Annotated in this window: 20 protein-coding genes; 8 read left to right on the top strand and 12 right to left on the bottom strand. The window is 69.8% G+C overall.

Going from position 1 to position 25,869, the window contains the following annotated elements; genetic code table 11:
• Positions 1 to 324: 324 nt before the first annotated feature.
• On the top strand, positions 325 to 6,864 hold the full coding sequence (locus ACQCO7_RS39715; protein ID WP_464076373.1) for an RHS repeat-associated core domain-containing protein: 6,540 nt from the start codon (positions 325 to 327) through the stop codon (positions 6,862 to 6,864).
• A gap of 85 nt (positions 6,865 to 6,949) precedes the next feature.
• Entirely contained in the window at positions 6,950 to 7,456 is a 507-nt protein-coding gene (locus ACQCO7_RS39720; protein ID WP_464076374.1) for an SUKH-4 family immunity protein, read from the top strand.
• A gap of 444 nt (positions 7,457 to 7,900) precedes the next feature.
• On the opposite strand, the gene ACQCO7_RS39725 is transcribed toward ACQCO7_RS39720, so the two are convergent.
• On the bottom strand, positions 7,901 to 9,124 hold the full coding sequence (locus ACQCO7_RS39725; RefSeq protein WP_464076375.1) for an ISAs1 family transposase: 1,224 nt from the start codon (positions 9,122 to 9,124) through the stop codon (positions 7,901 to 7,903).
• Between the two features lie 96 nt (positions 9,125 to 9,220).
• Positions 9,221 to 10,153 (bottom strand): IS630 family transposase, encoded by a 933-nt coding sequence (locus ACQCO7_RS39730; RefSeq protein ID WP_464076376.1) that lies wholly within the window; start codon positions 10,151 to 10,153, stop codon positions 9,221 to 9,223.
• Between the two features lie 71 nt (positions 10,154 to 10,224).
• Here ACQCO7_RS39730 and ACQCO7_RS39735 point away from each other — a divergent pair, with 71 nt between their 5' ends.
• The gene (locus ACQCO7_RS39735) at positions 10,225 to 10,920 is read left to right on the top strand and encodes a hypothetical protein (RefSeq protein WP_464076377.1); all 696 of its coding nucleotides are present in this window, start codon (positions 10,225 to 10,227) and stop codon (positions 10,918 to 10,920) included.
• 55 nt (positions 10,921 to 10,975) lie between these two features.
• On the opposite strand, the gene ACQCO7_RS39740 is transcribed toward ACQCO7_RS39735, so the two are convergent.
• From ACQCO7_RS39740 to ACQCO7_RS39750, 3 genes are all read right to left on the bottom strand, one after another.
• Entirely contained in the window at positions 10,976 to 11,590 is a 615-nt protein-coding gene (locus ACQCO7_RS39740) for a cytochrome P450 family protein (protein WP_464076378.1), read from the bottom strand.
• Between the two features lie 161 nt (positions 11,591 to 11,751).
• On the bottom strand, positions 11,752 to 12,606 hold the full coding sequence (locus ACQCO7_RS39745) for a sulfotransferase family protein (protein ID WP_464076379.1): 855 nt from the start codon (positions 12,604 to 12,606) through the stop codon (positions 11,752 to 11,754).
• Positions 12,607 to 12,807: 201 nt separating this feature from the next.
• Entirely contained in the window at positions 12,808 to 14,187 is a 1,380-nt protein-coding gene (locus tag ACQCO7_RS39750; RefSeq protein ID WP_464076380.1) for a pyridoxal phosphate-dependent decarboxylase family protein, read from the bottom strand.
• A gap of 383 nt (positions 14,188 to 14,570) precedes the next feature.
• Between ACQCO7_RS39750 and ACQCO7_RS39755 the strand changes: the two genes are divergently transcribed.
• Positions 14,571 to 15,740, top strand: a complete 1,170-nt coding sequence (locus ACQCO7_RS39755; RefSeq protein ID WP_464076381.1) for an FAD-dependent oxidoreductase — start codon at positions 14,571 to 14,573, stop codon at positions 15,738 to 15,740.
• Positions 15,741 to 15,849: 109 nt separating this feature from the next.
• Here ACQCO7_RS39755 and ACQCO7_RS39760 read toward each other — a convergent pair whose 3' ends face one another.
• Together ACQCO7_RS39760 and ACQCO7_RS39765 are read right to left on the bottom strand one after the other, a co-directional pair.
• Positions 15,850 to 16,188 (bottom strand): hypothetical protein, encoded by a 339-nt coding sequence (locus ACQCO7_RS39760; RefSeq protein WP_464076382.1) that lies wholly within the window; start codon positions 16,186 to 16,188, stop codon positions 15,850 to 15,852.
• Positions 16,188 to 16,967 (bottom strand): MBL fold metallo-hydrolase, encoded by a 780-nt coding sequence (locus ACQCO7_RS39765; RefSeq protein WP_464076383.1) that lies wholly within the window; start codon positions 16,965 to 16,967, stop codon positions 16,188 to 16,190. Before ACQCO7_RS39765 ends, ACQCO7_RS39760 begins: the two co-directional genes overlap by 1 nt.
• A 103-nt stretch (positions 16,968 to 17,070) precedes the next feature.
• On the opposite strand from ACQCO7_RS39765, the gene ACQCO7_RS39770 reads away from it, so the two are divergent.
• Positions 17,071 to 17,976: an AraC family transcriptional regulator gene (locus ACQCO7_RS39770; protein WP_464076384.1), complete on the top strand. Its 906-nt coding sequence runs from the start codon at positions 17,071 to 17,073 to the stop codon at positions 17,974 to 17,976.
• Positions 17,977 to 17,982: 6 nt separating this feature from the next.
• Here ACQCO7_RS39770 and ACQCO7_RS39775 read toward each other — a convergent pair whose 3' ends face one another.
• From ACQCO7_RS39775 to ACQCO7_RS39790, 4 genes are all read right to left on the bottom strand, one after another.
• Complete coding sequence (locus ACQCO7_RS39775; protein ID WP_464076385.1) at positions 17,983 to 18,153, bottom strand: hypothetical protein; 171 nt, start codon at positions 18,151 to 18,153, stop codon at positions 17,983 to 17,985.
• Positions 18,150 to 18,833 (bottom strand): GNAT family N-acetyltransferase, encoded by a 684-nt coding sequence (locus tag ACQCO7_RS39780; protein ID WP_464077411.1) that lies wholly within the window; start codon positions 18,831 to 18,833, stop codon positions 18,150 to 18,152. Before ACQCO7_RS39780 ends, ACQCO7_RS39775 begins: the two co-directional genes overlap by 4 nt.
• A 346-nt stretch (positions 18,834 to 19,179) precedes the next feature.
• Positions 19,180 to 21,180 (bottom strand): FtsX-like permease family protein, encoded by a 2,001-nt coding sequence (locus ACQCO7_RS39785; RefSeq protein ID WP_464076386.1) that lies wholly within the window; start codon positions 21,178 to 21,180, stop codon positions 19,180 to 19,182.
• Positions 21,181 to 21,253: 73 nt separating this feature from the next.
• A complete protein-coding gene (locus tag ACQCO7_RS39790) occupies positions 21,254 to 21,625 on the bottom strand; it encodes a DUF4333 domain-containing protein (RefSeq protein WP_464076387.1) in 372 nt (123 codons plus the stop codon).
• Positions 21,626 to 21,776: 151 nt separating this feature from the next.
• On the opposite strand from ACQCO7_RS39790, the gene ACQCO7_RS39795 reads away from it, so the two are divergent.
• Together ACQCO7_RS39795 and ACQCO7_RS39800 are read left to right on the top strand one after the other, a co-directional pair.
• The gene (locus ACQCO7_RS39795; protein ID WP_464076388.1) at positions 21,777 to 22,952 is read left to right on the top strand and encodes a sensor histidine kinase; all 1,176 of its coding nucleotides are present in this window, start codon (positions 21,777 to 21,779) and stop codon (positions 22,950 to 22,952) included.
• 43 nt (positions 22,953 to 22,995) lie between these two features.
• Positions 22,996 to 23,571, top strand: coding sequence for a PadR family transcriptional regulator (locus ACQCO7_RS39800; protein ID WP_464076389.1), 576 nt, complete (start codon positions 22,996 to 22,998; stop codon positions 23,569 to 23,571).
• Between the two features lie 432 nt (positions 23,572 to 24,003).
• Here ACQCO7_RS39800 and ACQCO7_RS39805 read toward each other — a convergent pair whose 3' ends face one another.
• A complete protein-coding gene (locus ACQCO7_RS39805; RefSeq protein WP_464076390.1) occupies positions 24,004 to 24,765 on the bottom strand; it encodes an SGNH/GDSL hydrolase family protein in 762 nt (253 codons plus the stop codon).
• 210 nt (positions 24,766 to 24,975) lie between these two features.
• On the opposite strand from ACQCO7_RS39805, the gene ACQCO7_RS39810 reads away from it, so the two are divergent.
• The gene (locus ACQCO7_RS39810) at positions 24,976 to 25,740 is read left to right on the top strand and encodes a serine/threonine protein kinase (protein WP_464076391.1); all 765 of its coding nucleotides are present in this window, start codon (positions 24,976 to 24,978) and stop codon (positions 25,738 to 25,740) included.
• Positions 25,741 to 25,869 lie beyond the last annotated feature (129 nt).

Raw genomic sequence — 25,869 nt, forward strand, 5'->3', positions numbered from 1 at the left:
TGAGGAGGGGGCACTGTGGCAGTGAATGTATGGGGGCGGGGGAGAACACGGCGAAGAATCGCCGTGACCGTGTCCGCTGTGTTGGTCGGAACGCTGTTGCAAGGCGCGTTCACACCGTCGGTGGCGCAGACGGACGACATGCCGAAGGTCCCGGCCTCGGAGAAGGCGCTTTCGGGACACACGGTGAAGTCGTTGCCGCGAGGGACCGACGGGCAACGCATAACGCCGGCTCCGCCACGGCACACGTGGGCAAAGCCCGGATCGGCCACTGTCACCCTGAGCCCGGGTGGGAAGGCTGCGGCCCGGCGGGCGGGGATGCTGCCGGTGTCGCTGACCACGCCCGCTGCCAAGAAAGCGGCGGCGTTGTCGGGTTCCGTGACCGTACGCGTCCTGGACACGAAAGCCGCCCAGCAAGCAGGCGTCGAGGGCCTGCTGTTCTCCGTCCGGCGCGAAACCGGCGCCCAGGGCACCGCCGTCGGTGTCAACGTCGACACGTCCGCCTTCTCACAGGCGTACGGCGGCGCCTACGCCGCCCGCCTGAAACTCGTCCAACTGCCCGCCTGCGCCGCGACGACCCCCCAGCGGGCGGAGTGCCGCAAACAGCAGCCGGTCAACGCCCGCAACGACGGAACCACACTGTCCGGGGATGTCAGCGTTTCCGGTGCACAGCCGATGATGCTGGCGGCCACCACCGCTGCCGCCGACGGAGCCTCCAGCGACCACGGCGACTACACCGCCAGCCAGCTGTCCCCCTCCGCGACATGGTCCGCGAACCTGAACTCGGGCAGTTTCTCCTGGTCGTACGGCATGCCCGTGCCGGGCGTGCCGGGCAAGTTCGCTCCCAGCGTGGGCCTGTCCTACTCCTCCGGGGCCATCGACGGCCGTACCTCCTCGACCAACAACCAGTCCTCGTGGGTGGGCGACGGCTTCGGTCTGTGGCCAGGTTCCATCGACCGCAGTTACAAGAGCTGCGCCGACGACGGCGTGAAGAACGCCGACGGCAACAAGCCCGGCGACATGTGCTGGGCGTTCGACAACGCCACCATCTCGTTCAACGGGCACGCAGGTGAGCTGGTCGCGACCGGCACCAACACCTTCAAGATCGAGGGCGACGACGGCACCAAGGTCCAGCGCGTCTACGGCACCACCGGCGACGTCCGCTCCAACGGAGCCCACGACGACGAGTACTGGAAGGTCACCACGACCGACGGCACCCAGTACTTCTTCGGCTACCACCGCCTGCCCGGCTGGGCATCGGGCAAGGACACCACCGACTCCGTCTGGACGACCCCCGTCTACGGCGACGACGACAACGAGCCCTGCCACGCCGCCACCTTCGCCGACTCCTGGTGCCAGCAGGCATACCGCTGGAACCTCGACTACGCCGTCGACGTCCACGGCAACGCGATCGCCTACTACTACAAGAAGGAATCCAACTACTACGCCCGCAACATCAAGGCCGCCGACGAGACGGTCTACGACCGCGGCGGCTACCTCGACCGGATCGAGTACGGGCTGCGCGACGACGCCGTCTACTCGGCCAAGGCCCTGGCCAAGGTCAGCTTCACGTCGAGCGAGCGCTGCCTGCCGCAGACCGGTGTGACCTGCGACGCCTCGACCATCGACGACAAGAAGTTCTACTGGTACGACACACCCTGGGACCTGACCTGCAAGTCCGGGGAGGACTGCACCAAATCCGCCTCCCCGACCTTCTGGACCCGCAAGCGGCTGACCGCGGTCACCACACAGGTACTGAAGTCCGACGGCACCTACGCCCCGATCGACACCTGGACACTGGGCCACCGCTGGGGCATGGCGGACATCGACTACCAGCTGCTGCTCGACTCGATCCAGCACACCGGCAAGACGGCCACCCCCGAAGTCACCCTCCCCAAGGTCACCTTCGGATACCACCAGGACGCCAACCGCCTCGACATCCCCGGCGACAACACCGCGCCGTTCATCAAGGAACGTCTCTCCACCGTCGCCGACGAGTCCGGCGGACAGATCGACGTCAACTACTCCGCCCCGGTCTGTGACGCGGGCAACCTGCCCACCCCGCAGACCAATACCACCCGCTGCTACCCGGTCTACTTCACCAAGTCGGGCGACGCCAACCCGACCCTGCAGTGGTTCAACAAGTACGTGGTGGAGTCGGTCACCGAAACCGACCGCACCAAGTCCTCACCGGACCAAGTCACCCGCTACGAGTACCTGGACGGTGCGGCCTGGCACTACGCCGACGACGACGGCCTGACCAAGGAGAAGTACAAGACCTGGTCACAGTGGCGCGGCTACGGCCACGTACGCGAACGCGCCGGCGGCCAGGACCCGGTCGGCATGAAGTCGCAGACCGACCACTACTTCCTGCGCGGCATGGACGGCGACCACAAGGGCCCCTCCAACGACGACGGCACCAAGTCGGTCACCGTCTCCGACGACAACGGCGGCACCATCACCGACCACGAGTCCGCGGCCGGCTTCGAGTACAAGACCGAGGAGTACAGCGGCCCCGGCGGCCGGATCCTCGAAAAGACCGTCAGCACACCCTGGCACCACGAGACGGCCAACAGGATCAGGCTGGGCACCACCCCCGACGACCTGACCAGCACCACCACCGCGAACCTGACCGGCACCGCCGCCATCCGGACCTGGACCTCCCTCGACGACGGCGCCGGCAGCAAATGGCGGCAGACATACCAGACCAACACCTTCGAGAACACCGCCGGGCGCGTCATCCGCTCCGACGACTTCGGAGACACCAGCACCGACAACGACGACCGGTGCACCCGCACCACCTACGTCGACAACACCACCGCCTGGATCCTCAACAAACCCTCGCGAGCGGAGAGCGTGGCGGTCCGATGCGACGTCGTCCCGGACCGCTCCAAGAACGTCCTGTCCGACATCCGTACCGCCTACGACGGCCAGGCGTACGACGCCGCTCCCACCAAAGGCGACCCCACCCGCATCGCGACCCTGACGTCGCACAACGGCACCACCGCGACCTACCTGGAAGCCGGCACCACCTTCGACACGACGTACGGCCGCCAGCTCACCAGCACCGACATCACCGCCACGGTCACCGCGACCGCGACCGGCACCCCCACCCGCACCGCCCGCAGCGACGGCCGCACCACAACCACGGCCTACAGCCCGGCCACCGGCTTCCCGACCACGGTCACCATCACCAGCCCGCTGGCCACCGCGGGCACCGCCTCCACCGCCCAGACCAGCAAGACCACGTACGACCCGCTGCGCGGACTGCCCGTGACAGTGATGGACACCAACAACAAGCGCACCGACACCACCTACGACGCGCTGGGCCGCCGCCTCAAGATCTGGCTCCCCGACCGCTCCCAGGCCAACAACCAGACCCCGAACCACGAGTTCGCCTACATCATCACCGACGGCAAACCGGTGGCCGTGGCCACCAAGACCCTGAAGAACGACGGCGGACAACGCACCGCCTACACCCTGTACGACGGCTTCCTACAAGCCCGCCAGACACAGGCCCCCGGCCCGTCCGGCGGCAGACTCGTCAACGACGTCTTCTACGACGAACGCGGCCTGACAGCCAAGCTCTTCGCGCCGTACTACAACACCGCCGCCCCTTCCACCGAACTGCTGAAGCTCGACGATGCCCTGGCGGTGGAGACCCAGACCTGGAACACCTACGACGGCCTGGGGCGCGTCACCAAGTCCCAGCAGATAGCGGGCAACGGGGACGGAGGCACCGTCCTGGGCACCACCGTCACCAGCTACGGCGGCGACCGCACCACGATCACCCCGCCGGCCGGCGGCACCCCGAGCACCACGGTCACCGACGCCCGGGGCAACACCACCGACCTCCTCCAGTACAACGCCGCCACCCCCACCGGCACCCCGCTCACGACCCACTACGACTACGACCCCGCCGGGCACCTCACCACGGTCACCGACCCCGTCGGCAACCTCTGGACATACGGCTATGACCAGCGCGGCAACAAGACCAGGGCGAAGGACCCCGACAAGGGCGAGACCACTTACACCTACGACGACCGCAACCAACTGCTCACCAGCACCGATGACCGCGAGCCCAAGCAGACCCTCACCTACGTCTACGACGGGCTCGGCCGGGAGCTGGAGACCCACGACGGCCCCGCCACGGGCCCGCTGCTGACCAAGCACGTCTGGGACCCGTCCGGCTACGAGGGCCAACTGGCCTCCGCCACCCGTTACATCGGTGGCGCGAGCGGCAGCGCTTACACCACTACGTACAACATCTACGACACGCTCTACCGCCCCAACCGGGTGACCACCACGATCCCGTCGTCCGAAGGAGTCCTGGCCGGGGCCTACCAGTCGAACGCCAAGTACAACCTCGACGGCACCGTCCAGTCGAGCAGCTACCCGGCAGCGGGCAGCCTCGCCGCCGACGTCCTCACCCCGACGTACGACGACGTCCTGCGCCCGGTCACCCTCTCCGGCACGGGCGGCGTCACCTACCTCACCGCCACCTCCTACAGCTTCACCGGCAAACCGCTCCAGTTCACCTACCAGAGCGGCGGCAAGAAGACCCAGGTCACCAACACCTACCAGTGGGGCACGCAGCGCCTGGACAACACGCGGGTCGACCGCGAGGGCGTACCCGGCGTCGACAAGTCCTCCACGTACGGCTACGACGAGGCCGGCAACGTCACGTCGATCGGTGACGTGTCGCGCGACGGCACCGACAACCAGTGCTTCCGCTACGACCACCTCAGCCGACTCACCGAAGCCTGGGCACAGGGCACCACCGGATGCTCCGCCGTTGCCGGATCCCTGCTCGGCGGCCCCGCGCCGTACTGGCAGTCGTTCACCTACGACACCACCGGCAACCGGAGCACCGAGACACTCCACGACACCACCGGTGACGCCGCCAAGGACATCAAGCGCACCTACGAATACCCCGCGCCCAAGTCCCCCCGGCCGCACGGCTTGACCCAGGTCACCACCACCGCGCCCACCAGCACGTCGGTCGACACCTACACCTACGACAGGGTCGGCAACACCCGCACCCGCACCATCGACGGTGACCAGCAGACTCTCGACTGGGACGCCGAAGGCCACCTCGCCAAGGTCACCGAGGGGACCAAGACCACCTCCTACGTCTACGACGCCGACGGCAACCGCCTGATCCGCCGCACCGACACCGACACCACGCTCTACCTCGGCTCGACCGAGATCACCCTCGCCAAGGGCGCCACCACTGCCAAGGCCACCCGCTACTACGACCTCGGCGGCGGCAACCAGGCGATCCGCACCGACGACGGCAAACTGTCGTTCCTCGTCGGCGACCACCACGGCACCTCCGAACTCGCCGTCAGCGCCACCGACCTGTCCATGCAACAGCGCCGCTCCACGCCCTTCGGCGCCCCTCGCGGCACGCCCCCGGCCTCCTGGCCAGGCCAGAAGGGATTCATCGGCGGCACCGACGACACCACGACCGGACTGACCCACCTCGGCGCCCGCGAGTACGACGTCGAAACCGGCCGCTTCCTCAGCGTCGACCCCGTCATGGACTCGGCCGACCCGCAACAGATGAACGGCTACAGCTACACCGAGAACAACCCGGTCACCTACAGCGACCCGACCGGCCGCAGCAAGTGCGACATCAACCCCGAACTGTGCGGCAAGAAAGACAACACCTGCAACGCGAAATGCGTCGCCGACAACAAAAAGAAGGTCGAGAAGGGTAACAGAGACACCAGGAAGTACTTCGAGGACAAAAAGAAGGAGGATCAGAAAAAGGCGCAAGAACTCTACGACTACTTCACCAAGCCGAACAAATGCTTCGGCAACGCCTTCAGCTCCAACCCGAAGTACAACGTCTGCTACACCCAAGCAGAGCTGGACACCGACGACCAGCTCCTGAAGACCGTCGCATCCGCCCTGGGTGACATGACGGTGATCGAACCCTGGTACCAGTGCTCCTTCAATCACAACCAGGAAAAGTGCGACACCCTCGGCTATGCCATGTCCTCAGCCGATGTCGGGGGCGTAGCGAGGGGCGGGCTCAAGTTTCTCAGAGCAATGAGCAAGGCTGGGCGAGTCCTGTGCAGCTTCACCCCCTCGACCCGCGTGCTCATGAAGGGCGGGCGTACCAAACAGATCGGGAAGATCAAACCCGGTGACGAAGTGGAAGCGGCGGACCCGAAAACGGGCAAACACCAAGGGCCGCGTACCGTCACTGCCCAGGGATGGCACCGCGACACGGACCTTGTCGACCTGAGAATCCGTGACGAGCAGGGCCGCACCGTCACCATCAATGCCACCTCGAATCACCCCTTCTGGGACGACACGGCGCACGAGTGGATTTCGGCAGGCGAACTCACCCCAGGCCACGACCTCGTCACTGCCGACAACGGCCATGTCCGGCTGATCGGGGTGCAGCACTGGGTCGGCGCCGCTGACATGTACAACCTCACGGTCGAGGAACTCCACACGTACTATGTCTTTGCTGGTGCCACGCCGGTACTGGTTCATAATTCAGGACCAGCTTGCGGACTGGTTGCGTATGGCAGTACGGAACTGAGCAGGGCGACGGCGTTCCAGCGGTTGATAGACAAGAACAAGGGAAATAATTATGGTGCCGCGCGACTGGAGGACGGGACGGTTCTGATTGGTCGCTCCGGTGCGGGTATCCATGCGGAAGAAGACCTGATCAGGCAAGCTGGCGACAGGAGGATCGTGGAACTATACTCCGAGCGTCAGCCATGCGCGAATAAGTGCGAGGGTCTAACAGAGGGAATGAATACCAGTTGGTCCTGGCAGTGGAATGGCGTTGACCGCGGAGCAGTCAACGCAGAAATAAAGGCCACGATCAATGATCTATTCAAGTAGTTAAAGTGCAGGGTGGTGCCTCAATCTTTCAGATGAGGCACCACCTCTCCGAGAAACGTTCGGGTTGGGGTATGTAATGGTGGATATGGCTGACGAGAACTGGCCGTCCTTTGGTTTGGTGCAGGTCCATGGTTCAAGCGGTAGGGATGCTGACTGGGATGGTCCAGATCTAATGCTTGAAGTCCCGGTGTCAATGATTGGGGCTGCTTATCGTGCTGCAGCTACTCTAACGAGAGTTACGTCTCTGGAGCGCGGGCGCTTTGTGAGGTTCGGTTCGACCGGACTATTTGGCAGCGTGCTATTGGATTCCGTAACGGGTGCGGTGGTTAAATGTGAGAGGGGAGCAAGTTATGTGAGTCTTGTGAGCACCTCACTTCCGAAATTTGTTGCGATCGTAAGGGAAGTGATCGAACGGTTCCCCTTCTATGGCTCAGATGACGATGATAGCGAGTGGATGACTGCGGCAAAGGACGTGGAAATGATCGTTCGGACCGCTGACCCAGAAGCTTTCTTTCAAGATGGATTCTGGGAAACTTTCGTTAATGATATTGAGATCGGAGATTTCTCTACAGAGGATGTTCTTGGATATTGATCCGAAGGTCGAAGGGTTCCGTTCAAGGGTGCAGTGGGCGGGGTGCCGGAGACCCTTAGATGGGCTGATCGGGCTTGATCCTTACCGCCATAGTAAATCGCAAATCGTATCGCGCCGAGACGTGGCTAGGGATTGTGTGTCTGATCGATGAAGCCATTGAGAACCTGGAATCGGAGAGTGCTTCCCCGTATTGCAGTCCCGGGGATGATGCGCGTTTCATGCTTTCCGGCGGACGCTATGTCGGAGGCGTTGATGCACCTATTGATCCGAAACTCAAAGGGTTCTATTCGAGGATGTAACGGACGTGGGGTCCGTCGAAGTAGCCGCGGACGATGTGTGGCTGACGTTGGCGGCGGTGGAAGAATCGGCGGGTCTCGGCAGCGAGTTGGGCCTGGTCACGGGCCCGGCTGTGCATGGGCAGACTCCGTTTGAGGCAGGGCGGCTTCAAGTTCCTGGTAGGAGTGGGCTGTCGGTGATGCCCCAGATCCAGAGGGCGTGTTCGGGTGCGTCCCGGATCGCTCGGGTGGTCTTGGCGATGTTGTCGGCTCCCAGCAGCCGCAGCCTGCCGATGGCCAGGTTCCGCAGAGCGGCCATTGCCCGCGGTGCGTTGCCGGTGTGGACGGTGGAGGCGTCCTCGGCGAACACCACATCTCTGACGTGGTGGCTGGAATTTTCGATTCCCCAGTGCCCGCGCACATATCCGCCCAGGTCAGCGGGGCTGGCCTGGTGGGTATCGAGGCTGGTGACGGCGTAGACCGTCTCCCGGGTCTGCCGCTTGCCGCTCTCCTGACGGCGCCGGTGGATGCGCAGGGCCAGCCGCGCTTCGGGGAAGGCGATCCCGCCCAGGTTCGCCGCGATGGCCATGGTCTTGACCGAGCGGGACTCCCGCCGCCCGTGCCCGGCCTGGGAGACGGTGTGCGCTACGGGCACCTGTTCCCACGGCAGGGCTTTGAGCTGGGCCGACGCGGTCGGCTGGTTTCCCTTGACCACCGCGATGTAGTGGGCCTTCTTCTCCTGCACCAGCCAGCGCACCTGGTCCTTGACGCTGTGCAGGGCGTCGAAGGTGACCACGGCTCCGGCCAGATCGAGTGGTTGAAGCAGCGGGCGGAAGGCGGCCGTCTCGCCTGTCTTGGCCCCCACCTCCCGCTGGGCCAGGGTGACGGTGGGGGCGTGGGTGACGGCGGACAGCAGGTGCCGGTGACGCTGCTGCCGGTGCGCGGAGCCGGACAGCGCCTTGCCGTCCACCGCGACCGCCGGCCGCGGCGCCGAGCCGGTGGCACCGACGCCGGTGTGGTCACGTTCGGCGAGGTAGGCGCCGATCGCGGCGTCCAGGGCATCGCCGTCGAGGGCGGCCAGGAGCCGGGTGAAGGTGGCGTGGGACGGGGCGCGGCGACGTCCGGGCAGGTGGCGGCGGATGCCGAGCAGCTCCAGCACCGTGATCGTGGCGCGCTGTCCCCACTCGGTGATCTCGGTGATGGTCCGGGCGCCGGAGACGACTGCGCAGGCACAGATCAGCAGCAGGCCGACCAGGGGATACCACCGTCCGCGACGTGAACGCGGGTCGGGTACGCGCTGGAGGTGGGCGCGCAGGCGGCCGGTGTCGTGCTGGTAAAGGGGACCCAGTTTCGCCAGAACGGCAGGGACCGGGGAGGATGGAGCGGCAGGCACGGGACCTCGAAGTGATCAGCTGGCGTAGACACCCTGATGATCACCGGTCTCGTGCCTGTGCTGTTGCCACGTCAACTCCCGCTGGACGCGGACGATCTACGCGATCCCGGAACTTGCAACCGCCCTGCGTTTGAGGTCGGCGTTGACCAGCTCGTCGGGGTTCAGCTCCGGCGAGTACGACGGCAGGAAGTGCAGCTCGATGCGGTCCGGGTGGTCGGCGAGCCATGCGCGGACCTTGCGGGAGCGGTGGGCGGAGTGGCCGTCCACGACGAGGTGCACCTTGCGGTCGAAGTGGCCTGCGAGCCGGTCCAGGAAGCGGCACATGACGTCGGCGTCGAAGGTCTCGGTGAACACCATGAAGTGCATGCGGCCCTTGGTGCTGATCGCGGACATCGCGTTGACCGAGAACCGGTTGCCCGAGCGGCGCACGACAGGGGCGCACCCTTTGGCGTCCCGGGTGCGGCCGGTGACCTGGTCGGAACGGATGCCGACCTGGTCGGCGAAGAGCACCTCGCCGCCCTCGGCCTTCGCCCTGGCCCGGATCGCCGGCCAGGTCTCCTCCCGCCAGACACGGACCGCTTTCGTGTCCTGCTCGACGGCCCGCTTGTCCGGACGCTGGAAGGACAGCCCCCAACGGCGCAGGTACTTGCCCACCCCTTGCTCGGTCAATCGCACCCGGTACAATTTCGCGATCGGATCCCCGACCCCGGCCCGCGTCCACAGCTGCCCTGCCAACCCCAGGTCACAGGGGCGGTGATCCAGCACGGCCTGCCGGATCGCCTCCTGCTCGACCGCATCGAGAACCTGATGCTCACCGGCCCGGCGTCCACGCGGCTGAGCCACGAGCGCTTCGCGCCCGCCCGCCAGCCACTTCGCCCACCAGTTGTCCACGGCCTTGAGCGAGACCCGGAACACCGCCGCGACGTCCTCACGAGTCCGGCCGGCCACCAACGCGGCCACCGCCCGCAGCCGAAGGGCTTCCCGCGCCGACGGCGACAACTTCCGTGCGTCCCCCACCAGTTCACTCACACAGGGATCAACGAGCCGGAACACCTACCGTTTCGGATCAATACGTCCGGTGCAAGCTCTGCACGCGCCGGATGTTCGGCAAGACCAGCAAGGACCTCCCGTACTACGTCTGCTACCGCGACGAGGTCCACCACCGTGGCGCCGACTGGTTCGACGCCCATCCCAAAGCCCTGTGGGTCAGCGAGAAGATCCTTCTGGGTGCTGTCCACTGGTTCTTCGGTGAACGCGTCTTCGGTCCCCGACGTAGCGAATACCTCAACGCCCAGTTGGCCGCGACGCACCCTGAGAAACAGGCCGGCGATTCAGAAAAGGTCAAACAGCTCCGCGATGAGATCAAGGCCATCGACAAGCGTAAAGAACGTCTGCTCGACGAACTCGACGCCAACGACGGCTCGGGCGACCCGGAACTCGACGGCGAGTTCCGGCGCAGCATCCGGGAACGCTTCGACCGCCACGAGCGCAAGCGTCGCGACCTTCTCGGACAGCTTCACCACCACGAACAACGAGAAGCCGCCGACGGGTCCATCCAGGACGCGACCCTCATCGATCTGCTTCCCCGACTCGGCGCCAGCATCGCGAAGCTCCCGGAAGCCGAACAGCGCCGTCCCTACGACGCCTTCCAGTTGGAGGTCCACTATTTGTGGCCACGTCGAGAGATCGATATCCAAGTGACCATTCCTGCCGCGACAGCGGAAGAGCTGAGCCGGATGGCGACCGACGTGACCGCCCCGCTCACCGTCATCGGCACGGGCGTTGACCAGCCATGATTTGGGCGCCCCCGGAAGGACATGTCCCTGGCGGCGTCGAACCGGAGGATCTCGGTCACGGCCTGCGGGACGAGGGCGGGGGTGAGGGCCGCGTACTGGGCGGGGCGGGGTTCGGCTCGGTGGTCAGGGACGTGAAGTGGTCGCGGAGCGCCTGGTGGCAGGCGCGGACCTCGTCCGGCGGGCCGGTGAGGGAGAGCTTCTGGTGGGCCCAGTCGAGGAGTTGGGCTCGGTCGGGGCGGGGGACGCCGAGGAGGTCGCAGACGGTGTGGGTGACCAGGGGGACGGAGAACTCGGCGTGCAGGTCGGCGGGTCGGCGCAGGAGGCGGTCGGCGAGGTGCCGAACAGGGGCGCGCAGCGCGTGAATCAGGGGCGGGCGGAACGCCGGTGCGCACAGGCGGCGCAGCCGGGTGTGGTCCGGCGGGTCGACGCCGATGAGGCTGGGCTCGTCCAGATCGGCGGAGGTGAAGCGGGGGCCGCCGGGGGTGGTGAACATGGCCCGGCGGCTCAACCGGGGGTCCGCGAGGACCTGTTGGACGTCGGCGCGGCGGACCGCGAGGTGGGCGGGGTGGCCGCTGGGCATGAGGACGCGGGAGAGGGTGTGCTGGCGGAGGAGGTCGAGATGGGGCATGGGGGAGAGGGAGTTCGCGCGGTCGAAGGGGTAGCGGAGCATGGGGCCTCCAGGGCTGAGTGGGCCCCAAGTCGGCGGGGTCCAGGGCTGATGGGGCCTGAAGCCGGCGGGGCGAGGGTCTCCAGGGCCGGGGAGCCCGGAGCGGACGGGCTCGATGACTGGTCCGGCCCGAAGCCGCAGGGGCCGGGCGAGGGCCCGCACTGCTAGGTGAGCCCGAAGTCGCCGGGTGCGTACCGGTGTCGGGTGGTCCGGCGTCGGCTTGCCTCGGTGCGCAGGCGGTCGAGGGTCTGGGGTGGGGTGGGGAGCCCGAGGGCGGTGAAGACGCGGGTCGCGGTGGTGACAGGGTCGGCGGCCAGGCCGTCGTACGGGACGTGGACGGTGACGCCGGGGAACGCGTCGAGGCGCTCCGAGCCGAGGCGCAGCGCCGCGTGCAGTTGGTGTCCGATCTCGTGAGGGTCGGCGTGCGCGCTGCGTTTCCTGCGGGCGTGGAGGGCCAGGCTGCACGCCGAGGCCGTCGCGTGGAGGAGGTCGCGGTGGAGGGTGACCAGGGTGAGGCGGGGGTAGACGGCGGCGAGGGACGGGAGGTGCCAGAGGTGCGAGGGGCTCTTCAGGAGGAGGCGGGCGCCCGGGGGTGCGGGGCGGCGGGCCAGGATGTGGGCGAGCTGGAGGCGGTGCAGCCGGTACGCGGCGGTGAGGTCCTGCTCCAGGAGCCAGTCCGCGTACGACGGGACGCGGTAACTGATCAGCCCCAGCACCGAGTTGTGGAAGTCCGTCGTCATCAGGTACTCGCACTCCTCCGGCGCCCGCGCACTCATCGGATGGATGGCGCGCAGTGCGGGCGCCGCCCGGTAGTACGCGGCGACCGCCCGGCCCGTCGACGCGATCAGCTCGGCGTCGGTGACACCGGGCGGGGAGACCGGGTGGGTGAGTTCCCAGAGTCGGACCGCGTGCAGGCCGGGGTGGTGGGCGAGGAGCCGGTGCAGGAGGGTGCTGCCGGTGCGGTGCGGGGCGGGGCGACGATGACGACGGGATCGTGCAGGACGGCGGGGGCGGGGCACGGGCGTTCGTGCAGACGGAGGCGGTGGACGAGCGCTCTGCGCAGGGTGTCGTGGGCCTCCGCCAGGCCCCGCGCGTGGAGACGGGCCTCGGTGGTCAACGCGTGGACGAGCCGGTCGAGGGCTTCCCGGTACCCGGTCGGGCCGAAGTCGCTCAGACCGGTCGACTCGGCGGCCTCGGCGTGCAGTCGATCCGGGCGCATCTCAGGACAGCTCCCGCGGCCGACGCACCACGCTTCTCAACTCCCCCATATCCGCACGCGGATTGATCGTGCACAGCCGGAACACCCGCTCCCCGTCCACGGTCGTCGGCATCACCAGCGCGTACCCCTCCTCCCGCAGCTCCCGGCAGACCCGGTCCGCGTCCGCCCCCGCACAGCGGAACGTCAGCACGGCGAGCGACGGCGCGGTCACCAGCTCCACCCCCGGCTCGGCGTCGATGAACCGCCCCAACTCCTCGGCGTTGCGCATCCCTTGGGCGACCGCGTCCCGGAAGGCGTCGGCGCCGAACACCTTCAGCGAGAGCCAGAGTCGCAACGCCCGGAACTCCCGGGTCAGTTGGATGCCGTACTGCATGAAGTCGCCGTCGTCGCCCATGTTTTCGCCGAGATAGCCAGGAAGCCGCACGCCGAACGTCTCCCGCAGCTCCCGAGGCCGACGCAGCAGCACGCACCCCAACTCGGCAGGCTGGAAAAGCCACTTGTGCGGATCGACGGTCCACGAGTCGGCGAGCCCGAGCCCGTCCAGTGCTTTCCGCCCTCCGGCGGTGATCGCGGCGGCGGCCCCGAACGCCCCGTCCACGTGCAGCCACAGCCCCTCCGCCCGGCAGAACTCGGCGAGTTCGGGCAGTGGATCGACAGCCCCCGTACTCGTCGTCCCCGCGTTCGCGACCACGGCGAACGGGCGCCGCCCCGCACACCGGTCCCGCCGCACCGCCGAGACGAGCGCTTCCACGTCCAGCCGCTGCGCCCCGTCGGACGGCAACTGCTCGGCACCGACGCCCAGCACATGCAGCGCGCGGGGTATGGAGAAATGGGCCTGGTCGGAGAAGTAGGCGACCCCGGAGCCGACTTGGCCCGAGACCCCGGCCCCGACTCGGTCCTCGTCCCCGGTCCCGACGTGATCCCGCGCCACCGTCAACGCCGTGAGATTGGCCAGCGAACCCCCCGGCACGAACAACCCACCGGCCCCCTCCGGCAACCCCAACAACTCCACCACCCAGCGCACGGCGGCGAGTTCGACGTCCGCCGCCCCGGCCCCGGTCAGCCGCCACCCACCCGGCACCGCGAACCCCGTCGCCAGCATCGAGGCGAGCACACCGACGAAATTCCCGGGACTCGGCACGAACGCGAGGAACCGGGGGTGATCCGGATGCGCGTTCCCCGACTTCAGCAGCCGGCACGTCTCCTCCAGCACCGCCATGGGGTCCACCGCCGGTTCCCACGGCACCCCCTCGTGAGCCGGCCACCCCTCCCGCCCGGACACCGGCCCGTCCCCCAGCCGGGACAGATGCTCCACGACCATGTCGACGCCCCGGTACCCCAGCGCGCGCATCACGTCCTCGGACAACCGCAGGTGTGTCAACAGCGCCCCTTTCCTGACCAGTTGTCACCGCACAAGGGGAACAACTGCCCATGTTCGAATTGCGGTGAAACGTCGGAAGAGGAGCGGAGTCCGAGGTCCCGGCACCGGCGGAGGAAACGCCGCAGGAGTGCCCGGGAAAGCCGCGCCCCGTCGTGAAATCATCGGTGAACAGGGGCATTTCACCCCTAGGCCCTGTCGTCACATTCCCGCCTGCCGGGAGACGCCTGCCACGCGCATCTGCGGCGTTGTCGTCGGTTGCCGACGCTCCGCGTCGACGCCCTCCTCCGCCTTGCAGCTGCACGCGTCAGACGCCTCCCGGCCCGCCCTCCGGGCGGACGACGGGAATGTGACGACAGGGCCTAGGCCGAGCGGAAGGTGGAGCGGTGGCGCGAGTACTGGTCGTCGGTGGCGGGATCGCGGGCGCGGCAGCGGCGTTGGCTCTGGACAGGGCGGGGCTGGACGTCGAGGTGTTCGAGGCGCATCCGGACGCGGCGCAGGACATCGGGGCGTTCCTGACGCTCGCCAGCAACGGGATGCGCGCGCTACGGGAGATCGGCGCGACGGAGGCCGTGACCGCGATCGGGTTCCCGCTGAGGTCGATCCGCCTGCTGGAGAGCACCGGCGCGCAGGCGGCGCACGCGCCGATGGGCGAGGCGGCGGACCCGGCGCTGAACTTCCGCTGCCTGCGCCGGGGCGAGTTCACGGTCGCGCTCCAGAAGGAGGCCGTACGGCGCGGGATCCCGGTGCGATACGGCGCCCGCCTCACGCACATCGAGGAGCGACCCGGCGCCGTCACCGCCCACTTCGCCGACGGCGCCACAGCGACCGGCGACCTCCTCCTCGGCGCCGACGGCCTCAACTCGGTGGTCCGGCAGACGGTCGCGCCCGACGCGCAGCCGGCGTACGCGGGCCAGTACGTCTTCTACGGCTACACCACCGACGCCCGACCCGCCGCCGAGACCGACTGCTTCACCATGGTCCGGGGCAGCGGGACGGCGTTCGGGTTCGCGTGTTCGCCGGACGGCGAGACGTACTGGTTCGCGCGGGTCGGCGGCGACCCGCTGACCGCCGAGCGGATCGCGCAGGAGACCCCGGCGGGCTGGCGCGAGTTGCTCGTACCGCTCCTGCGCAAGGACGACACCCCGGCCGCCGACATGGTCGCCGCCACCCCCGACCAGCTCATGGTCACCAACGCGACGGAACTGCCGGTCGGTATGCCGTGGCGCTCCGGCCGGACCCTGGTCCTCGGCGACGCGGCCCACGCGGCGTCCCCCGCGACCGGCCAGGGCGCCTCGATGGCGCTGGAGGACGCCGTCGTCCTCGCGAAGTGCCTGCGCGACCTGCCGGACACCGACGCGGCACTCGCCCGGTACGAGTCGCTGCGCCGCCCGCGCGTGGAGCACAACATCGTCGCCAGCGGCGCCATGTCCCGGGGCACGTACAACGCGACCGACGCGAACGGCCGCCCGGTCGGCAAGACGCGGCCCGGCGACGACACCCTGGCGCAGCTCCTCGACTGGGAGGCCGGCATCACGGACTTCCCGACGGAGTGACGTAGGCGTCACCGGTCTGAGCCTCTGAGCCTCGGGGGCTCGGGGGCTCGGGGGCGAGCCTCGACGCCCGCCCGCGCACTCGCCCATCGGCCCCCGCCTCGTCCAGACGTCAGAGGCGGGTCGTCAGAAGGTTCGGGTCCTCGCCCGTGAGGTACGCGGCGCTCGGGACGTACACCCTGTCGCCGCGCACCGCCACGGACGTCGGCGTCTGGATGCCGTCCCTCGCGGTGAGGACGGCCGTGTCCGCCTTCGCCGGGGCGGGGAGGGTCGCCAGGACGCGGGTCCGGCCGGACGGGGTGACCTTCGCTACCTGCCGGGCGAAGGAGAAGGTCAGGTAGGCGGAGCCGTCGCGGACGAGGGCGATGTTCTCGGGCTGCTGACCGGCGGACAGGTCGAAGTGGGCCACGAGGTGCGTCTGGGTGCTCCGGGTGTCCGCAGGCAGGGGCATCAGTGGCCGGTGCCGAACAGGGACCGGTTCGCGATGTCGATGAGGAAAGGGGCCGTGTACGAGGGGTGGCGGTCGATGATCGCCTTCTTGTACGCCTCGCCGTCCGTGCCGAGGAGTTCGCGCGCGTCGGTCAGGTAGCCGCGTACCCGGCCGTAGATCTCCGGGCCGGCGGGCAGGCCGTGGCCGGGGAGGATCGTGTCGTACGCGGGGTCGGCGGCGAGCGTGGCCAGCGCGCGTTCCCAGCCGGGGATGTCGTTGTTGCCGAGGTAGAGGTGGACGTCGTGGTAGATGACGTCCTGGGCGATCAGGACGCGCTGCTCGGGGAGCTTGACGACGATCTCGTCCTCGGCCTCGCCGCCGGTCAGCGCCTCGAAGACGAACGGGACGCCGTCGATGACCTCGGTGCCGGGCACGAGGTCGACGGTCGGCGTGAAGGCGGTGGCCGGGATCGTCTCGCCCGTGGGCAGCACACTGTCGCCGCGCGCGATGATCTGCTCGCGGACCTGGGGCAGCGCGTGGACGGGTACGCCGAAACGGGCCGCGCCGTTGTAGTGGTCGGGGTGCGCGTGCGTGACGATCAGACGGTCCAGCGGCTTGCCGAGGCCCTGCGCGTAGGCGACGGCCTCGTCCGCGTGGGCCGGGAGCAGCTGGGCGTCCACGGCGATGATCCGTGCCGGGGTCTCGATGAACTGGGTGGTGGCGTGGAAGGTGTCCGCCGGTGACATGTAGCTGTGGATGCGGACGGGGCCTCGGTCGAGGACGGTCACGGTGCCGTTCATGGGAACTCCAGATGGTGAAAGCGGTCTTCTTGCTCACCACTCTCGCCGCGACGGCACAGGCCGGGCGAGATGAGCCGGAGACTCCGGATGGTAGAACGAGGACATGATGCTTTCCGCAGGCGACGCGATCCCACGGCTGGGCTTCAACCCGCCCGACCCGCGGGTCCCCGGCTTCGAGATCGTCGGCCTCGCCGACCTGCACCGCCGGCTGCGGCACGGGGTCCACCGCGTCGACTTCCACACCCTCACGCTGGTCACCGGCGGCAGCGGCGAACACACGGTCGACTTCGTGACGTACCCCTGCCGCCCCGGCACCCTGCTCCGGGTCCGCCCCGGCCAGGTCCAGCGCTACACCCTGCCGGGCACGGCCGACGGCCTCCACGTCCTGTTCGCACCGGCCTTCCCGCCCCCGTTCACCGGCGCCGGCCGACTCCTCGACGAGGGGGACGAGCCGGTGTGCAGACAACTGGGGGCGAGTCCCGAGTACGCCGTACTCGCCACGCTCCTGGGGCAGTTGAGGGCGGAGTACGAGCGGACGGGGGCGGTGGGGGGCGCGGGGCGAGCCGGGCCGGTGGGCGATGTGTACGGCCTGGCTCCCTCCGCCGAGATCCTCCGGCATCTCCTCGCCACCGTCCTCCTCCAGGTCGACCGGCTGCCCCGGCCCGACGGCGGCGATCCGTACGCGGGCGGTGAGGTCTACGCCCGTTTCCGTGCCGAGCTGGAACGCTCCTACGCCACCACCCGACGCGCCGCCGACTACGCGCACCGCCTCGGCTACACGGTCAAGACCCTCACGCGTGCCTGCACCGCCGCGACGGGCCGCCCCGTCAAGCACGTCATCGACGCCCGCGTCGCCCTGGAGGCGCAACGCCTCCTCGCCCACACGGACGAACCCGCGGCGACCATCGCCCGCCGCCTCGGCTTCCCCGAACCCACCAACTTCGGCAAGTTCTTCACGCGGCACACGGGGCTCACACCGGGGGCGTTCCGGGAGACACACCGCGCCTGACCGGCCTCACCCCCACAGATTCATCACCCGGTCCGCCGTGTGCGGTGGCGTCTTCTCGACGCTTTCCGGGAACGTCGTGTCGAGGCCCGTGCAGAGGCGGTCCGTCAGTTCCGGCCAGACGGTTTTCAGGTCTGCGTCGAAGCGAGCCGGCAGCGCTGCGGTGTCCTCGGAGGTCATGGCGTGCGGAAGCCCTGGAACGTCACCCTCTTGCGGGTGACGAAACCCAGGCGTTCGTACAGGGCTCGGGCCGCCGTGTTCGTCTCCGACACGTGCAGGAACGGGCGTTCACCACGCGCGAGGACACGGGCGGACAGCGCGTCGACCAGGCGCGCTGCGTGGCCCCGGCCACGGGATGCGGGGTCCGTGCAGACCGCGCTGATCTCGGTCCAGCCCGGCGGGCGGAGGCGTTCACCCGCCATCGCGACGAGCCTGCCGTCGGCCCGGACACCGAGGTACGTGCCGAGTTCGACCGTGCGCTTCCAGAACGGCCCCGGGCGGGTCCGCTCGACGAGGTCGAGCATCTCGGGTACGTCGCCGGCGCCCAACTCCACGATCCCGGCCGCCTGTTCGGGCCGCCTGTCCCCGCCCCACACCAACTGACGGCCTTCGAGAACGAACACCGGCTCCCACCCGCCCGGCGGAACCGCCGGCGAGCTGAACATGTCCGCGAACCCGTCCGGTCCGAGGAGTTCCGCGAGGTCGGCCCAGTCCGCGGCGTCCGGCGCGACGGGCACGGCCGAGAACGTCGCCACGTCCGCCACATAAGTGACCGCCCCACCGACCCGGCGCGCGAGATGCGCGTGCCGCCCGCGCAACGATTCCCCCACAGGGTCGTCGAGCACCCCACCGTTCTCCATCACCCTCCGCCTTTCGGACCGCGCGTACCGGGATCGTCCGGCGATCATCGTACGTACCGCCTGGATACCGGGATGCGCTTGCCCACGGGCGACGCGGATGGACGCGATGACGGCCATGACCAGTGAGGTGGGTCCGCCGGGGCGGAGGGCGTTGAGGATGCCGACCGGCACGGCGCGCTCGGCGGGATGGGACGAGCCGGAGTGGGTTGCGGCGTCCGGCGGGTTGGCGAGGACGAGCGGCCGGGCGTACTTCCCGGAGCGGTACGCGGCCAGGCGGAGGGCGTTGGCGGTGCCGAGCGGTGAGGTGCGTTCGATGAGGGGCCGCACCCCCGCCACAGCGCCACCGTCACTCCGCCCCCGCCGTAACCCTCCGCAGCAGCGGCCTGCTCCCCAGCACCGCCGCGCACATCGCCACCGCCCCCACGACCACGCAGACCACCAACTGCACAGCCCCGGACGTATTCATCGTCGTCCCCGCCGCCTTGTTGAGCTGCGTCGCCCCGAAGACCCCCATCGCGGTCGTCCCCCCGGCGAGGACGGTCAGAGGAATGACCGCCTCCCGGATCCGCGCCCGGTCGAGGACCGCGAGTGGTGTGCCGGAGAGGCGGAGCAGGCCGTACACCCGGCGTCGGTCGAGGACGTTCGCGGCGGCTGTGAGGCCCGCCGAGGCGGAGGCGACGATGAAGCTGAGGACGAGGGTGGCGGTGGAGACCGTGGCGACGCGGTCCGTGATCGTGGTGTCCGGTGCCGAGACGTACTCCTGGGTGAAGGGGAACCGTCCGGCGCCGAGGGGAGTGAGGGCGGTGACGGCCGTGTCGATGCGGTCCTGGCCGCCGGAGACCTTCGCGGTCACGCCGTCTGCGCCGCCGAGCAGGCTGTCGTACTCGTCCTCGCGCGTGACGGTGACGGTCGCCTCGACGCCCGCCCGGTCCAGCACCGTACGCGCCTCGGCCGCGACCTTCCGGGCGTCGGCGGCGTTCGCGGTGAGGACGGCGACCTGGCCGTGGTGGCTCGGGCCGTCGAGGTCGAGAGTGCTGACGGAGAAGAACCCGGCGACGAACCCGGCGAGCACCAGCCCGCTGACCGTACGCCACGCCCCGCGCGGGTCGTCGCTCAGACGGCGCGCCGCCAGCAGGGTCGCCGGACGGACGGCATACCGGCCCACGATCCGCCCGAGCCGGTCCACGACCCACGGACCGAACAGCCAGAACGCGCCGTAGAAGAGGAACAGCAGGGCGATCAGCTGACGCGCCTTCAACTGGCCGTCACCCGTGGTCGACCAGATGTAGCCGAGGACCCCGACGAACAGCACGAGGCGGACCGCGCGAGTACGGCGCGGGCTGGACTGCTGGGCGACACCCAGCGGAGACGTCGCGACCTGTCGCAGCATGGTCAGCGCGCTGACGGTGATGAGCGCGGTCACCGCCACGACGACCGCCGCGAACCACAGCGGGCCCACCCACAGCCGGCCGGTGTACCAGGTCCCGACGCCGTACGGGAGCCGCGCGAGCACGGGCAGCAGCGCCGCGTACGCAAGGGCCCCCGTGAGCGCGCCGGCCGCGCCGACCCCGGCCGATTCGACGGCGGTCATGGCGAGGATCTGCCGGGGCGTCGCACCCGCCAGCCGCAGCGCGGCGAGCCGCTGTTCACGCCGGGCCGCGCCGAGCCGTCCGGCGGCCGAGGCCAGCACGATGACCGGCACCACGAGGAGCAGCACACCCAGCAGGACCGACGTGCGGTCGGAGCCGGTGAACACGCTGGCCTTCGTGCTGGTGAACCCGGAGACTAACGCGCGCTCGGTGAGGTTCTCGTCGTAGTAGTTCTGGTTGCCCGCGCCCGGGGAGACCGCGGGGTCACCGGCCGCGCGGCCGACCACGGCGACCAGGTCGTCCGGCGAGGCGAGACCGGCGGAGCCGATCGTGCCGGCGGACCTCACCCCCGGGAAACGGTCGGCGAGCTGACTCTTCGGCAGCTCGGCCAGGAGGTCGGCGAGGGCGGGGGAGACGTACATCTCGCCCTGGTTCGGGAAGGCGGACAGGCCGGGCGGCGCGGGCGTCGCCGTACGGTCCGGCAGCTGGGCGAGGCTCACGACGGTCACCGGGTCGTGACGGACGTACGTCAACGCCGTGACCTGCACCGCCGTCGCCTTCTGCGCCGCGACGGCGTGCGGGGTGCGCCAGGTCGTGTGGTCGGCGCGGGTGCCCGAGCCGAGCGCGGCGGCGATCATCACCAGCAGCAGGAACGAGCCGACGGCGGCGGCACCGGCCGCGAGGAGCTGCGACTGGAGGCCACGGCGGCCCGAGGACCTGGTGAGATGCCAGGTCAGGGGGAGGACGGAGGAACGCATGGGGGCTCCGGGGTCTGTGGAGGGGGGAGAGGACTCGCCGCAGCGCGGAAGGGGCTCAGCGGTCTCAGGGTTCTCAGCGATCGAACGTCCAGGTCACACTCTTCGCGTCCGCCTCGGTCACTCGTACGGGTATCTTCACGGTCCCGCCGCCGCCCTTCTCACCCGTGCACGTGAGGCTCGCTCCCACGACGGCCTTCAGGCCGGTCGGGCAGGTCACGCCGCTGAGCGCGTCGCCGACCCAGGGCAGCGGGTGGAACTTGGCCTCGGTGCGGCCCGCGACGATGTCCGCCGAGAGCGCCCGCTGACCGCCCACCTTCACCGTGGTGAATTCGTCCAGGCCCGTCGTCGACTCGGTGCCCGACAGGAAGTAGGTGACAAGGCCGCCCAGCGCGGCCACGACGGCCACACCGCCGAGGGCACCGACGAGGAATCTGTTGTGCTGCATCGACCGCTCCTGAAACACGTGGTGAGAAGGTGCCTCCAGCGTCGCCCCCGGCACCGGCCCCCCGCCTCGGCCGAATGGCCATTTCCGGCACCATCGGCCTCGGCCGTTCGGCCGATCCGGACGAGTGGCCCGGCGCCGTACCGTGATCGGCATGAAGTCCGTCTCACCCCGCGAACTCCTCCGGGGCTTCGCCGTCGGCCTGCTGCTGTCGGCCTGTGTCGTGGACGTCCTGAGCGCAGGGTCCGACGGCACCAGCGTCCTGCCGACCGCCCTGCCCGTCCTCCCGACACTGGCTGTCCTGCTCATCGGCCTGGCCGCCGTGCTGTGGCCGGCCGCGCGGCGCCCCGACTGGCTCACGCCGCAGGTCCGCACCGCCGTACCCGCTCTTGCCTCCGCCCTCTACTCGATCGGCTCGCTGACCGTCCTCGGCTCCAGCGCTATCGGCCCCGGCGAGATCGTCATCCTGCTGTGCGTCCTGTTCCTCGCGGTACGGCACTGCCCGCCGAGACGGGCCGTCGTCTGCGGTGCCCTCGCCGTCGGGGCGCTCCTGCTGCTCCCGCTCCGGAGCGTGGAGCAGTTCGTCACCGAGGAACTCTGGCTCCTGGCCGTCGTCCTCGTCCTCATCGGCCTGTTCATCGGGCTCGCGGCCTACCTGCGGGCCATGGACTACCGGCGCACCGTCGCCGTCGGCGAGACCCGGCGCGCAGAGCGCGTCGCCATCGCCGCCGACCTCCACGACTTCGTCGCGCATCACGTGACCGGCATCCTCGTCCAGACGCAGATGGCCCGCATGATGGCCACGACCCGGCGCGACGAACTCGACCCCGTGCTGGCCGGCATGGAACGCGCCGCGACCGAGGCGCTCGCCTCGATGCGCCGCACCCTCGGCGTCCTGCGCGACACCGACGACGCCGACCGCCGCCCCGTCGGCGACCTCGCCGCCATCGCCGGCCTCACGGACGGATTCGCCACCCCCATCCAGACGGTCACCCTCCACCGCGCGCCCGCCCTCCCCGACCACCTCCCCCACGAGATCCAGGCCGCCGCCTTCCGCGTCGTCCAGGAAGCCCTCACCAACATCCGCCGCCACGCGGGCGACGCCACCCACATCGACGTCCGCCTCCTCGACGACCCCGCCCACCTCACCGTCTCCGTCACCGACGACGGCCGGGGCAGCACCCAACTCCCCACCGAGGCCCACGGCGGCGGCTTCGGCCTCGTCGGCCTCAAGGAACGCGTGACGGCCCTCGGCGGCGACCTGACGACCGGTCCCCGGGGCGCGGTCGGATGGGAGGTACACGCGGTGTTCCCCCTGAGCAGACCATGACCGTGCGTCCATACTCAACTAGTTGACTGCTAGCGTGTCGCCCATGGCTCTACGGAACGCGGTGATGGCGGCCCTCCTGGAGGGCGAGGCGTCCGGGTACGACCTCGCGAAGGCGTTCGACGCGTCGGTCGCGAACTTCTGGACCTGCACGCCCCAGCAGCTCTACCGGGAACTGGACCGTATGGAGATCGAGGGCCTCGTCACCGGCCGCGTCGTCGAACAGCGGGGCCGCCCCGACAAACGCCTCTTCTCCCTCACCCGGGCCGGCCGCGAAGCCGTCCACACCTACACCGCACAGCCCCCGGCCAAGCCGACCGCGATCCGCGACGAACTGATGGTCAAGGTCCAGTGCCTCGACGCGGGCGACGGGGACGCGGTCCGCGCGGCCGTCGCCGAACACATGGAGTGGGCCACCGCCAAGCTCGCCCGCTACGAGCGACTGCGCCAGCGCCTGCTCGACGGCCGGTCGGAGGAGGCGTACTTCGCGGAGGCGGAGCGGGTGGGACCGTACCTGACGCTGCTGCGGGGGATGGCGTTCGAACGGGAGAGCTTGCAGTGGGGGGACCTGGCACTGCGGAGGATCGACCAGCGGCTGGCCGCGCGACGGGGCGAGGGCTGAGGCACGGGCGCGGGGGTGGTCCCGGCGCCGGAGGGGCGGACCGGCCTGACGGCGCCGAGCGCCGGCTCCCCGCCTCGGACGCTGGTGTAGCGGCCTGAAGGCGACGAGTGCCCCCTAGTCTCAGGCGCTGGCGCGGGGCGGACCGGCCTGATGGCGGCGAGCGCCGTCCCCCGCCTCAGACGCCGACGCGGGGCAGAGCGGCCTGGAGGCGACGAGTGCCGCCCCCGCCTCAGGCGCTGGCGCGGGGCGACGGCCTGGAAGTGGCGATTGCCCCCGTACCTCAGGCGCCGGCGAGAGGCGGACCGGCCTGATGGCGGCGTGCGCCGACTCTCCGCCTCGGACCCTGGCGAGAGGCGGACCGGCCTGAAGGCGCCAAGCGCCGGCCCCCGCCTCAGCCGTCGGCCCCTGCCTCAGCCGCCGGTCACCGGAAACTCAGCCGCCGGTCACCGGAAGCAATGCGGGCCGCTTCGCCTCCCGGCCGTCCCCCGACGAACGCCCCCGCAGGCGCCGTACGAGCCACGGGCCGAGGAAGGTTCCGGCCCAGCGCAGGTCGGACAACGCGGAGGCGGGCGGCGGGGCGGTCGGCAGCGGGTCGGCCCAACTCGTGTCGGTGTCCGGGAGCTTCAGCGCGTACGCCATCGCCGCGGCGATCCGCGCATGCCCCAGCGGGCTCGCGTGCAGGCGGTCCACGCTCCACAGCCGGGGGTCGGTCACCACCGGGTGCACGGACGTCTCCGCGACCACCACGCCGTACCGCGCGGCGGATGCGCGGACGCGGTCGTTGAGCGCGAGGATCCGCCGGCTCAGGGGACGCGCCAGCGGCGTACCACGCCCGACGTCGGGGAACGTCAGCGTCGCGACCGTCGCCCCCTGTCCGGTCAGCGCGGCGAACATCGCCTCCAGGTCGCCGACCACCTCGTCGAGGTCGAAGCCCGGGCGCAGTACGTCGTTGACACCGGCCACCACGGTCGCGAGGTCGGGCCGCAGCGCGAGCGCCGGGGCGAGCTGCTCGCGGCGCACCTGGCCCGTACGGCGGCCCCGGACCGCGAGGTTGGCGTAGCGGAGGGCGGGTTCCTGCCGGGCGAGCTGTTCGGCGAGGCGGTCCGCCCAGCCGCGCAGCCCCTGGACGTCGTCCCCGTCCCCGAGCCCCTCCGTCTGACTGTCCCCGAGAGCGACGTACCGCTGGAAATTCATAGGTGCATTGTTGAGTAGCCGACGCGGCGAGGTCAACCGGAGTCCGCGGTGGCCGCCGGGACCCGCGTCGCGGAGCGTCCCGCCGGGTCCGGACCGACCATCCGCCTTCGCCGGAACCGCGCCGTTCGTTCACGCATCACACACGACGCCAGGCGGACGGCGACCGGCGCTGTCCCTACAATCTGGTGAACACATCGGGGGAGAGCCGTCGTGGAAACGATCATCGTCCAGCCACCCGGTCCGGCGCGGGCGGACGGCGTCGACAAGAGCAGGCCCGAGCTGCTGCGCATGGGGCCGGGCGACGTCGCCGAGTTCGGGCGCGGCGAGGTGCCGATCGTCCTGCGCGACCCCGGGATCTCCCGGCGGGCGGGGCGACTTGAGGCGGCCGAGGACTACTGGCGGCTGTCGAACTTCAGCCGGGACACGGCGTACGTGGTGGAGAACCTGGAGGGCGCGGGCGAGTACCTCACCGTCGCGCCCGGCCGGCTCGGCGCGCCGGTGCCGTTCGAGTTCTCGCGGGTCGTGCTGCCCTCGCTCGGCGGCACCGCCGACTTCAAGGTCTTCGCGCCGCAGCACGCGTACCTGGACGAGCGGTCGACGCCGGGCGCGGGGGAGTTGACGGTCCATCCGTACGCCCTCGACGCGACCGCCAAGTACTTCCTCGTGCTGGTCGCGCTCTGCGAGCCACGGCTCCGGGACCCCGCGGACAGCGCGCTGCCGGGGGCCGGGGACATCGCCGAGCGGCTGCGGCCGTTGGACACCTGCCGGGGGCTCACGCGGTCCGCCGTCAACTACCACATCGACTACCTGGCGTTCGCGAAACTCCGGCTGGACGTGGGGGAGGAGCCCGGCGGGGACGGCGGCGGGCGGACGGGGGCGAAGCGGGCACGGCTCGCGTCCTTCGCGCTGCGGTTCGGGCTGGTCCGGGAGGAACACCTGGCGCTGCTGCCGTCACGGAAGGGGGCCGGGGCATGACCTTCTCAAGAGACTCAAGCTCAAGAGACTCAAGCTCAAGGGACTCAAGCTCAGGGGACTCCGGGGACTCAGGGGACTCGGGCGGCCCGGACGACTTGGTCGGCTCGGACAACTCGGCCGGCTCGGAGG

The sequence above is a fragment of the Streptomyces saintjeani genome (genome assembly GCF_055409605.1).